Annotated in this window: 8 protein-coding genes; 5 read left to right on the top strand and 3 right to left on the bottom strand. The window is 66.7% G+C overall.

The genetic code is table 11. The features are described 5' to 3' along the window. The first annotated feature begins 5 nt into the window (after positions 1-5). Both AB2N08_RS21755 and AB2N08_RS21750 read left to right on the top strand, forming a co-directional pair. On the top strand, positions 6-1,460 hold the full coding sequence (locus tag AB2N08_RS21755; RefSeq protein WP_367612994.1) for an efflux transporter outer membrane subunit: 1,455 nt from the start codon (positions 6-8) through the stop codon (positions 1,458-1,460). A gap of 65 nt (positions 1,461-1,525) precedes the next feature. Continuing rightward, positions 1,526-2,488, top strand: coding sequence for an HDOD domain-containing protein (locus AB2N08_RS21750; RefSeq protein WP_367612993.1), 963 nt, complete (start codon positions 1,526-1,528; stop codon positions 2,486-2,488). A 16-nt stretch (positions 2,489-2,504) separates the two neighbouring features. Here AB2N08_RS21750 and AB2N08_RS21745 read toward each other — a convergent pair whose 3' ends face one another. Continuing rightward, positions 2,505-3,812 carry a GGDEF domain-containing protein gene (locus AB2N08_RS21745; protein WP_367612992.1) on the bottom strand — a complete coding sequence of 436 codons (1,308 nt, stop codon included), beginning with the start codon at positions 3,810-3,812 and terminating at the stop codon, positions 2,505-2,507. 176 nt (positions 3,813-3,988) lie between these two features. Between AB2N08_RS21745 and AB2N08_RS21740 the strand changes: the two genes are divergently transcribed. The 3 genes from AB2N08_RS21740 to AB2N08_RS21730 all read left to right on the top strand — a co-directional run bounded on the left by AB2N08_RS21740 (position 3,989) and on the right by AB2N08_RS21730 (position 7,397). Further along, positions 3,989-6,127 (top strand): S46 family peptidase, encoded by a 2,139-nt coding sequence (locus tag AB2N08_RS21740; protein WP_367612991.1) that lies wholly within the window; start codon positions 3,989-3,991, stop codon positions 6,125-6,127. 158 nt (positions 6,128-6,285) lie between these two features. Beyond that, positions 6,286-6,879 (top strand): nicotinamide riboside transporter PnuC, encoded by a 594-nt coding sequence (gene pnuC, locus AB2N08_RS21735; RefSeq protein ID WP_367612990.1) that lies wholly within the window; start codon positions 6,286-6,288, stop codon positions 6,877-6,879. Then, positions 6,876-7,397 (top strand): AAA family ATPase, encoded by a 522-nt coding sequence (locus tag AB2N08_RS21730; RefSeq protein ID WP_367612989.1) that lies wholly within the window; start codon positions 6,876-6,878, stop codon positions 7,395-7,397. The genes pnuC and AB2N08_RS21730 overlap by 4 nt, the downstream gene beginning before the upstream one ends. A 10-nt stretch (positions 7,398-7,407) precedes the next feature. On the opposite strand, the gene AB2N08_RS21725 is transcribed toward AB2N08_RS21730, so the two are convergent. Together AB2N08_RS21725 and AB2N08_RS21720 are read right to left on the bottom strand one after the other, a co-directional pair. Next, positions 7,408-8,547, bottom strand: a complete 1,140-nt coding sequence (locus tag AB2N08_RS21725) for a hemin-degrading factor (protein WP_367612988.1) — start codon at positions 8,545-8,547, stop codon at positions 7,408-7,410. An 18-nt stretch (positions 8,548-8,565) separates the two neighbouring features. Continuing rightward, positions 8,566-10,821: a TonB-dependent receptor domain-containing protein gene (locus AB2N08_RS21720; protein WP_367612987.1), complete on the bottom strand. Its 2,256-nt coding sequence runs from the start codon at positions 10,819-10,821 to the stop codon at positions 8,566-8,568. Between the last annotated feature and the right edge of the window lie 132 nt (positions 10,822-10,953).

Below are 10,953 nucleotides of genomic sequence, written 5' to 3'. Positions count from 1 at the left end.
TGCCCATGCAAATTTCAACACCTCTGCGTTTGACCATTCTCGCCATGGCCCTCGGCCTGGGCGGCTGCGCCATCGGCCCCGTCTACGAACGGCCTGCGGCGCTGCCCGCCGGGCCGCTCCCTGAATCGTACAAGGGCGCCAACGCGCTGCTGCCCGGCTGGGCGCCCGCAACACCTGCCGACGCGCTCGATCGCGGCCCCTGGTGGATGTTGTTCGAAGACCCGGAGCTCGATCGCCTCAGCCGCCAGGTGGAAGCGGCCAACCAGAACATCGCCGTTGCCGTGGCCAACTATGCCCAGGCGCGCGCGATCGTGGCGCAGCAGCGCGCCTCGCTGTTCCCGGTGGTCTCCCTGAGCGCGGCGGGTGACCGCGCCGGTGGCGGCAACAGCAGCGGCGCCAGTACCACCAATCGCAGCGCCACCAGCGCCTACCGCCTGCAGATCGGCGCGAGCTGGGAGCCGGACGTGTTCGGGCGCCTGCGCACGGCGGTGAACGCCGCCGAAGCCAGCGCCCAGGCCAGCGCCGCCGACCTGGCCAGCGTGCGCCTGGCGGCCCTGGGCGAGCTGGCGATCAACTACTTCTCGCTGCGCCAGACCGATGCCCAGGCCGAGATGCTCGCCGCCACCATCGACGGCTACGAGCGCGTGCTGCAGATCACGTCGAACCGCTTCGAGGCCGGCGTCTCGGCGCGTTCCGACGTGCTGCAGGCGCAGACGCAACTGGCCACCGCGCGCAGCGACGCGCTGAGCCTCGAGCGCTCGCGCGCCGAACTCGAACACGCCATCGCGGTGCTGGTTGGCCAGAGTCCGTCGAGCTTTGCGCTGGCGCCGGCGCCGTGGCATGTGTCGGTGCCCGACGTGCCGATCGGCGTGCCGTCGACGCTGCTGCAGCGCCGGCCCGACATCGCGGCCGCCGAGCGTGACGTGGCCGTGGCCAACGCCGACATCGGCATCGCGCGCTCGGCGTACTTCCCGACCTTCGGCCTGTCGGCGGCATACGGCAACAACACGAGCCGCGTGGGCGACCTGTTCTCGCTGTCGAATGCCGCCTGGTCGTTCGGCCTGTCGGCGGCGCAGACGCTGTTCAATGCCGGCGCCACGCGCGCCAGCGTCGAAGGCGCCGAGGCGCGCCACCGTGCCACCGTGGCGAACTACCGCCAGGTGGTGCTGACCGCGTTCGCCGATGTCGAAAACGGCCTGGCCGCCACGCGCGTGCTCGATCAGCAGCAGCAACTGCGGGTCGAGGCGGCCGAAGCGGCGGGGCTGGTCGAAGAGCAGATCCTGAACCGCTACAAGTCGGGGCAGGTGAGTTACACCGAGGTGGTGCAGGCGCAGGTCACGGCGCTGAATGCGCGGCGCCAGCTGGTGCAGGTGCAGGCCGACCGCCAGACGGCCGCGGTGGCGCTGATCCAGGCGCTTGGCGGCGGCTGGGTCGAGGGTGCGCCGGTGGGTGTCAACTAATTTTCCAAGCCATGCTGCAGGTGCGCCAGGGATTACAATGGCGCACCTGACGCCTGACCTACCCTATGAAAAAATGGATTGACCGTATGCTGGGCGCCGACAAGGCGCCTGCCGCCCCCGTGGACACCGCGCAGGACGAGGCGGCGACGCGCGACCTGGCTATCCTGGTCGATGCCGCCTATTACCGCTGGCTGACCGCATCGGCCGGCTACCAGGCCACGGCGGACGTCGAAGAGCACCTGCTGGACCTGGTGCGCACGCTGGCGCTCGACCCGGCCGCCGCCAGCGGGCTGGTGCCGCGCATCCCCGAACTGATCCCGCAACTGCTGCGCGACCTGGCCGACGACGATGTCTCGCAGGGCGACCTGGCGCGTTCGGTCGAGCGCGACATGGTGCTGGTGGCCGAAGTCATCCGCGAAGCCAACAGCGCTTACTACCGCCCGCTGCAGGCGGTCAAGTCGCTCGATGGCGCGCTCCTGATGCTGGGCCAGAACGGCTTGCGCATGCTGCTGGCGCGGATCGCCTTCCGGCCACTGGTGCGCATGGCCGACGGGGGCTTCGCACGCCGCGCCGCGCCCCAGGTCTGGAACCAGGCCGAGAAGTGCGCGCTCGCCTCGAGCCTGATGGCGCCGGGCCTTGGCGCTGGCGTGTTCGAAGCCTACCTCGCTGGCCTGATGCAGAACCTGGGCCTCCTGGTGGCGTTTCGCCTGGCCGAACGGGCGACCGAAGGGGGCAAGATCCCCGGTTCCAGCGAGTTTGGCGCGCGCCTGTTCGCCGTCAGCCGCAGCCTGTCGGCGTCGATCGCCGCGCACTGGGAATTCCCGCCGGACGTCGTGCATGCCATCGGCAGCGTCGGCACGCCTGCCGCCACGGCACTGACAGGGGCGCTCGAGCGTGGCGACCAGATCGCCAAGCTGCGGGTGCTGATCGATGCCCGCGTGATTGCCGACGACGACACGCTCGTCGCCGATGCCCTGGACAGCTTCGAGCGGCGCTGTCTTGGCAAGCTGGCCGATTCGCCCGCCTGAGTCTCCCGCCTCAACATCAGGGCGCCGGGCAAATCCGGTTGCGCCCACCTTCCTTGGCCGTATACAGCATCGCATCGGCCTTCAGGAACAAGTCGTTCTCGCTGCGCTGGGCCGGAAACGCGGCCAGCCCGCCGCTGAACGAGAAGCGCCGCTCGTCGCCGGGCGCCACCTGGAACGCGATGGCGCCAAAGGCGGCGCGCAGCGCGTCCAGGCGCGGCCAGGCCTGCGCCAGCGTGCAGTCCCAGAACACCACCACGAACTCTTCGCCGCCGAAGCGGCTGAGCAGATCGCGCTCGCCCATCTGCGGCGCCAGGCACAGGCACAGGCGCTTGATGACGATATCGCCGAAGTGGTGGCCCCAGGTGTCGTTGATTGTCTTGAACTTGTCGATGTCGATCACGCCGAACGCCAGCGGCTTGTTCTCGAGCGTGGCCTGGCGGATCAGGGCTTGCGTCTTGCGCTGCAGGCCGATCTTGTTGAGCAGGCCCGTGGCGCGGTCCTTGCCGATCAAGTCCTTGTTGACCCGGATCTTGGCCGCGCGGTTGATCAGTTGCGCCTCGAGCATGCCCGATCCGGTGTCGGGCAGGATCGCGTCGAAGCCGTCGCCCAGCGCGCGCCGGGCCAGGGCGTCGTCAGGGCGGCGCTGCAGCAGTACGACCTCGCGCACCGGATCGGCCTCGATATTCTTTTGCAGCACGCGCGCCAGGGCGTCCACCCGCAGGTAGTCGCTATCGGGAATCACCACCAGGTCGGGCTGCACTTCCTTGACGCGCAGGTGCAGCGTCGATGGATCGGCATGATGAATGACGTCGATGCGCTGGGCCTGCAGCGCCGCCTCGTCCAGGCTGCCAGGCTGCCCGAGCGTCACCAGCGTGACGGCGTCGCCGCGCTTGTTCTGCACGAACAGGTTGAACAGCTTGTCGACCAGCACATCGTTCGCAATCGGCTTTTCGGCGTACGCGAGGCAGTTGCTGTCGACCAGCCGCTGTTGCAGCAGGAAGCGGCTGCCCTGGCGGCTCGATTGCAGGTACACGTAGCTGTGACCGGCCGGCAGGCGCGCCAGTAATTCGCCCAGCATCAGCGTCTTGCGCGCATCCTGCAAGTCGGCCTGCATATTGTGCAGCGCGTCCAGGTCGATCACGAACAGGCTGTTGCCATGGTCGGCTTCGACGGCGGCGACATACTGCGCCAGCTCGCTGAAGAAGCGGATGTCGAAATCGTATTTGTGCGCATGCAGCAACAGTTCCGCCCGGTTGTCCTTGATGAAGAAATTCTGAGACAGATACAGGACATTCTGTCGGTACAGCGGCGTCTCGGTCGTCATGTCTGCTGGTCTCTATGAATGCTTATCTTGCAAAACGACAATATTACATCTTGCCAGCCGAAGATGACGCAATGCTGACGCGGCCGAACCAGCCTTTGCGTCGCGACAAATCCGCCACGCGTGTTACACAACGGCGATATACTCCCGCATTGCTTTTTTTCATCCAGGGTGTTGTCTTGTTGAAATCGATCTTCTTGCCGGTTGCCCTCCTGGGCGCCGCGACCGCCGCCTTCGCCGACGAAGGCCAGTGGCAACCGCACCAGCTGCCGCAGCTCGCATCCGAACTCAAACGCATCGGCATCACCATCCCGGCCGCCAAGCTGGCCGACCTGGGCAAGCATCCGATGAGCGCCATCGTGTCGCTCGGCGGCTGCTCGGCCTCGTTCGTCTCGCCCGATGGCCTGGTGGTCACCAACCACCACTGTGCCTATGGAGCGATCCAGCGCAATTCGACCCCGGAACAGAACTATATCGTGAACGGCTTCCTGGCCAAGACCCGCGCCGAAGAACTGCCGGGCGGCCCGAACACGCTGATATACGTGACCGAGAAAGTCGAGAACGTCACCCGGCGCGTGCTGGACGGCTTGAACCCCACCTTGTCGGGTAGCGAACGCCATGCGCTGGTCGCCGCGCGCGTAAAAGCCTTGATCGCCGAGTGCGAGACCGACAAGTCGACGCGCTGCTCGGTGCCGGCTTTCCACCGCGGCCTGGAGTACTACCGCATCAAGCAGCTGATGATCCGCGACGTGCGCCTGGTGCACGCGCCGTCCGACCGCATCGGCAACTTCGGCGGCGACATCGACAACTACGAGTGGCCCCGGCAGACGGGCGATTACGCCTTCTTGCGCGCCTATGTCGGCAAGGACGGCCGCCCGGCCGACCCATCGCCCGACAACGTCCCGTACAAGTCGAAGGACTTCCTGGTGGTGTCGGCCGAGGGCCTGAAGAACGGCGATCCGATCCTGCTCGCAGGCTATCCGGGCCGCACCAGCCGCTACAAGCTGCCAAGCGAGATCCGCTTCGCGCGCGATGTCGATTTCCCGGCCAAGGCAGCCGCCATCACGGCCGATCTGGCGACCATCGCCGCCGCGACCCAGGGCAATCCAGCCTGGGACGTGCGCTATGCGAGCGTGGCCAAGAGCCTGAACAACGTGCTGAAAAAGACGCAGGGCCTGATGGACGGCTTCGCGCGCAAGGACATCGCCGCCATCAAGGACGTGCAGGACGCCGAGTTCCGCACCTGGCAGCAGGCCCACGCCGGCGCCAACCAGAACCTGTTGACGGACCTGGACGCCGTGATCGCCCGCGACATGGCCTTGCAGCGCCAGGAAGCGGCGTGGAATGAGGCGACCCACAGCGACCTGCTCAAGAGCGCGCGCACGCTGTATCGCCTGGCGCTCGAGCGCCAGAAGCCCGACGCGCAGCGCGAAGGCGGCTACCAGGAGCGCGACCTGTCGTTCATCAAGGCCCGTCTGACTCGTCTCGAGCAATCGTTCGTCGCAAGCGTGGACGAGGCGCGCTTCAAGGCGGCGCTGGGCCGCTACGCGCGCATCGACGCCGCCGTGCGCCCGCAAGGCCTGGATGCGCTGCTGCCGACCGAGGCGGCATTGCCGGCGCTGTACCGCGGCAGCGAGCTGGCCGATACCGCCAGGCGCCTGGCCTGGATCGGCAAGGACCCGCAGGCGTTTCGCGCCTCGAACGACCCGTTCATCGCGCTGGCCGTGCGCCTGCACGACGCCGGCATGGCGCTGGAAAACCGCCGCAACGACATCGACGGCAACCTGGAACGCGTGATCCCGCAGTACATGGCGGCCGTGATTGCGTTCAAGACGTCGCAGGGCAAGCCGGTCTACCCGGACGCCAACTCGACGCTGCGCGTGACGTATGGCACCGTGGCGCCGTACGCGCCGCGCGACGGCTTGATCAAAGGCCCGTTCACGACAGTGGAAGGCATCCTCGAGAAGGAAACCGACAAGGATCCGTTCATCGTCCCGGCCGCACTCAAAGAAGCGATCCAGGGCAAGCGCTACGGCGTGTTCAAGGACAAGGCGCTGGGCACGGTGCCAGTCAACTTCCTGTCGAGCGCCGACACCACGGGCGGCAATTCGGGCTCGGCCGTGATGAACGGGCGCGGGGAGCTGGTGGGCCTGAACTTCGATTCGACCTATGAATCGATCACCAAGGACTGGTACTTCGACACCGCCATCACGCGCGCCATCCACGTCGATATCCGCTACATGCTGTGGGTGATGAAGGAGGTCGATCATGCCGACAACCTGCTCAGGGAAATGACGGTCAAGTATCCGAAGAAGTAAGTCGTTGCACCACGCACGTCGTTCCCACGAAGGTGGGAACCCAAGTTGGCCAGCGTCTCGATAACGCACGCAGTACTTAGGTTCCCGCCTGCGCGGGAACGACGGTTTTTAGGCCAACGACTTCTTTGTGCGTTCGCTGTAATCTTCTGCTTGACCGAATGAACGAACCCCTCATCCTCGCCGGTCTCGCGACAACGCCACTCGAACTGATCTCGTTCCTGCTGGCCGTCGCCACCGTGGTGCTCAATATCCGCCAGAAGCACTGGGCCTGGCTGTTCTCGATCGCCTCGTCGGCCACCTACGCCGTGGTGTTCTTCGACGCGCGCCTGTATGGCGACATGGGGCTGCAGTTCGTGTTCATCGTGGCGTCGATCTGGGGTTGGTACACCTGGCTGCGCGGCGCCGGCAATGCGCCGCTGGTCGTCACGCGCATCAAGCCCGGCATGCGCGCCTGGGTGCTCGTGGCCTGGTTCGCCGGCTTCGTGCTGCTCTCGACCTTCCTCGATCATTTCACCGACACCGACGTGCCGCACGCCGACGGCTTCCTTACCGCCGGCAGCCTGCTGGGCCAGCTGCTCCTGGCGCGCAAGAAGCTCGAGAACTGGCATATCTGGATCGCCGTCGACATCCTGTACGTCGGCCTGTACGTCTACAAGGGCCTGATGCTCACGGCCGTGCTGTATGGCGTGTTCGTGCTGCTGGCCGTTGCCGGGCTGCGCACCTGGTCGGCGCACGTGGAGAAGCGGGCGTGACGGTGCCTGTGGCACGCGTCGCCATCCTGGGCGCCGAGTCGTCGGGCAAGTCCACCTTGTCCGAAGCGCTGGCGCGGCGCTATGGCACCGTGTGGGTGCCGGAATACCTGCGCGAATTCGTGGACGTCAATGCGCGCGTGCCGCGCGAGGAAGACCAGTTCGGGATCGCGCGTACGCAACTGGTGCGCGAGGATGCGGCGGCCACGTGCGCGGCGCGCTATCTGTTTTGCGACACGACGGCGCTGATGACGGCGCTGTACAGCCGCGTGTACTGGGGCAGGGTGGATGAGCAACTGGCGCAGCTCGCGGCCCGCCACGCGTACGCCGTCACGCTGGTGACGGCGCCCGACGGCCCGTGGGAGCCGGACGGCCTGCAGCGCGAATCCGAAGAAGTGCGCCAGATGGTGCACCGGATGCTGCTCGAGACGCTGGCCGACCGCGGCATCGCCTATACCTTGTTGGCGGGCGACCTGCCGCAGCGCTTGCGGCAGGTGGAACAACTACTGGGAACGCCGTAACTACAGGCGCTTACGCCTTCGGCAGACCCGCCGCCAGGTCGAGCCACGACTGCGGCTGCGGCTTGCCCCGTTCGCGCACCCCGAAGAACGTCACCACCAGGTCGCCCTGGTCGTCGAAGAACTCGATCGACGTCACGTTGGCGCGGCGCACCACGTAGCCGCTCCTGAACGCAGTCTCGCGCAGGTGCAGGTTGACATCCGGGTCGAGCACATTGAACCAGCCCTCGGCCGCCATGACCTTGTTCACCTTGCCGCTGTAGATCTGGATCAGCGCGCCATTGCCGAGAAACGCCATGATCCCGACCTGCTGTCTGGCCGCATCTTCGAGCAGCTTGCGCACCGCCTGCGGCGTGACTTTCTGCACCATGCCCGCCGGCGCCAGGCGCAGCGCCTGTTCACGCGTCAATCCGAATTCGGCCACGATGCGGTTGAACTGGTGCACGTCGGTCATCTCTTTCCAGGCCAGCTGGAATTCGGCCAGGTCGACGGCGCTGTCGGCTTTTGACGGCGCCTTGGGCGCGGCCGGCGTCACGCCAAGCGGCGCGTCCTGGCGCGGATGGCGAAAGTCCGCTGCCAGCTTGTCGAACACGGCAACGCCGGCCTCATTGCGCAGATACAGCTTGTGCACCGCGTTGCCATTGGCGTCGAAGAACTGCAGGCTGCGGGTGACGGCGCCGTCGCGGCCAGGCGCCGTCACGGCGAACGCGTGCTTCCATTGGGCGAACTGGAAGCGCAGGTCGATCGGCCCGCCAAGATAGCCGCCCGCGATGTTCAGGTTGCGCGCTTCGCGTTCGGATTCGTCGCGGCTGGCGGTTTCGGCCTCTTTCGGGAGGCGGGTGGCGACGCCCGTCGTTTCGATCACGCCGTTTTCGTTGCGCGTCAACGCCATGACCCGGCCCAGGTCGAGGGCGCGGCGCATGATCTCGCGCGGTGCGTCGCTGGCATCGCTCAGGCGCACCACGGTGCTGCCGATGCCGGTGGCCAGAAGCTCGGCCTCGGACACCTTGAGTTGGCGCGCGGCGTCGCGTGCCTGCAGGCGCGGTTGCTGCGCCTTGAGCGTGTTGAATTGTTCCAGCAGCGGGTCGGCGGCGTGCGCCGAACCGATGGCCAGGGCGATGGCGACGGCCAGGATGGGGCGAATGAATGACATGGTGTGCTCCTTGTGCGGTCAGTAGGCAAGCTTGAAGGTGATGGCGGCGTAGCGGCCCGGGCGGGCCTGGCGCTCGATGTCGGCCGCCGTGACGGCGTTGGTGGCGGCGACCAGGCTGCGCGATGAGGCGTAGTCCCAGTACTTCTTGTCGCCCAGGTTGTAGATGCCGGCCGTGATCGAGGCGTGTTCGTTGATGTTCCAGTAGCCGGTCAGGTCCATCACGGTGTTCGACGGGATGGCGAAGAACGGCGTGTTCACGCCGCCGATCACGTCATTCTGCGCCTGTTTGGCGCGGGTGTGGACGACGGCAAAGGCCGCGCCGCCGCGCTGAAACGGATCGTCCCAGGCCGCAATCATGCTGGCTTTTTTCGGCAGGGTCGAGGCCAGCTCGCTCTCAAGGCCGGTGCGCAGATTGCGCGCCTTGCTGCGCCCAATACCGCCGGCCAGCGTCAGCTTCGCGCCCCTGAGATCCTGGTGCCACTGGCCCAGATCGGCATCGACCGTGAGTTCGCCGCCCCAGGTGCGCGCCGCGCCGACGTTCTCGGGGCGGAACAGGCCGAACGTGATGTTCGGGTAGTTGACCGGATCGCGCGGCTGCGACGCGTATTCGATCAGGTTCTTGTAGCGCGTGCTGAACAGCGCCGCGTGCAGGCGCAGGCCGCGCGCCACCTGGCCCTTGAGGCCAAGTTCAAACGCATTGCTGGTTTCCTTCGCCAGGTTCGGGTTGCCGACCACGGCGTAGGCGTTGCCGACCGCCGTGTAGCTGAGTGAATCGTAGGTGCCGGTGCGCTCGGCGGCCGTGGGCAGGCGCGTGCCGCGGCTGTATTGCAGGTAGGCGGCGAGGTTTGGCGCCAGGTTGGCCGTGAACCCGAGGCTCGGCGTGACGTAGCTATCGGTCTCTTTCGTCAGTTCGCGGCTGGCCGCCGGAATGCCGATCGCGTAGTTGGTCAGGTCGTTCGGCTTGAGTTCGCGCCAGTTGTAGCGCAGGCCCGGCGTGATGGTGGCCCAATCCGACAACGCGATCTCGGCGCGTGCGTGGGCGGCTAATTTCAGCGAGGCCATGTCGGCCATGCGGTTCTTGTTGGTGACTTGCTGGGCGCCGGTGGCGACGATGATGCGGTCTTCGCGCCAGGGACGCTGCGTGTCGACCTGTTCGGCGCTCACGCCATAGGCCAGCGTGTGGCTGCCCAGGCGCTTGCTTGCATTGCTGGTCAAGCCCACGCTACGGTTGACAAAGGCGGTGGCGATGGTGCGCAGGCTTTGCACGCCGCCCGAGATATAGCGCGCATCGGTGACGTCCCGCACTTCGCTGTCCTGCACGAAGACGCGGCTTTCCAACGTGTCGAACCACGGCGCGCTGCCGGTGTACAGGTGGTCGATGCTGACGCGATCGCGTTTGGTCTTGCCGTCCTGGCGCGCGCCTTCGGGATACAGCGCGCCCTGCTTGTTCAGGTATTCACGCTCGTGCTGCGCGCGGTAGCTGTCGACCGTCGCCGTGAAGCGGTGGCCGAGCCAGGGCGTCCAGGACAGCTTGGCCAGCAGGGCATCCGAATCCCAGTCGTCCGGGTTCAGCGGCGTGCTGCCGCGCGAATCGGGTTCTTTGCCGTCGCGGTGCACCAGCACCGCCAGCGCCTTGAACATGCCCGACTGCGCCGCGCCGGTGAGCGCATGCATGCGCATGTCGTTGGCGCCGTTGAAGCCGAACTTGTAGTCGGCGTAGGTGGGGCGGGCATCGCTGACGTAGTCTTCGGGCGCCTTCGTCACGAACGAGACGTTGCCCCCCAGGCCCTGCGCGCCGGCGCCGGCGGGCGCGGTGCCCGACTGGATCGTCACCGAGCGGAACGTCTCGGGATCGAAGTAGTCGCGGCCGACACCGAAGCCGTTGACGGTGGAGGCGTCCGGTTTCGGCGCCGCTTCGGGCAATTCGATGCCGTCCAGGTCCAGGCCGACGCGGTTGCCTTCGACGCCGCGGATATTGAAGCCGGTGTTGCCGGCGCCATCCCACACATTGCCGCTGCCGCTGGCGGCGCCCGGCACGCTGACCAGCGGCGCATAACGCGCCATGTTCTGCATGTCGGTGACGCCCTGACGCGCCAGGGCGCTCGTGCCGAGCACGGTGACGGTGCCGCTCCTGGCGTCGCGCTGGCCGGTGATGACGATCGGTTCAAGCGCGGCCGGCGGCGCGTAGGGGGCGTCGTCGGCAAACGCCTGGGCGGTGAAGGCGCAGGTGAATAGCGCTGGGAGAAGTCGCAGGGCGGGAAGGGATGCTGCCATGGTATCCAGTCTGAATGGGTTGCACACGCACTGACGGGCATGCGCGGCAATGCCGGCCTGCTCGATCAGTGTTATAAATGAGAATGATTCTCATTTAGTGCGTATACTAAATGATAATGATTCTTGTTCGCA

The organism is Massilia aurea, from assembly GCF_040790145.1.
GTDB lineage: Bacteria > Pseudomonadota > Gammaproteobacteria > Burkholderiales > Burkholderiaceae_D > Telluria > Telluria aurea_C.
Note: the sequence above shows the minus strand (reverse complement) of the source record. Positions and strands in the feature narration are given on the sequence as shown.

What these genes read in the sequence shown, in the direction of transcription:
- AB2N08_RS21755 (WP_367612994.1), top strand. Translation starts at nt 6, where the DNA reads ATGCAAATTTCAACACCTCTGCGTTTGACCATTCTCGCCATGGCCCTC.
- AB2N08_RS21720 (WP_367612987.1), bottom strand. Translation starts at nt 10,821, where the DNA reads ATGGCAGCATCCCTTCCCGCCCTGCGACTTCTCCCAGCGCTATTCACC.
- AB2N08_RS21725 (WP_367612988.1), bottom strand. Translation starts at nt 8,547, where the DNA reads ATGTCATTCATTCGCCCCATCCTGGCCGTCGCCATCGCCCTGGCCATC.
- pnuC (WP_367612990.1), top strand. Translation starts at nt 6,286, where the DNA reads ATGAACGAACCCCTCATCCTCGCCGGTCTCGCGACAACGCCACTCGAA.
- AB2N08_RS21745 (WP_367612992.1), bottom strand. Translation starts at nt 3,812, where the DNA reads ATGACGACCGAGACGCCGCTGTACCGACAGAATGTCCTGTATCTGTCT.
- AB2N08_RS21750 (WP_367612993.1), top strand. Translation starts at nt 1,526, where the DNA reads ATGAAAAAATGGATTGACCGTATGCTGGGCGCCGACAAGGCGCCTGCC.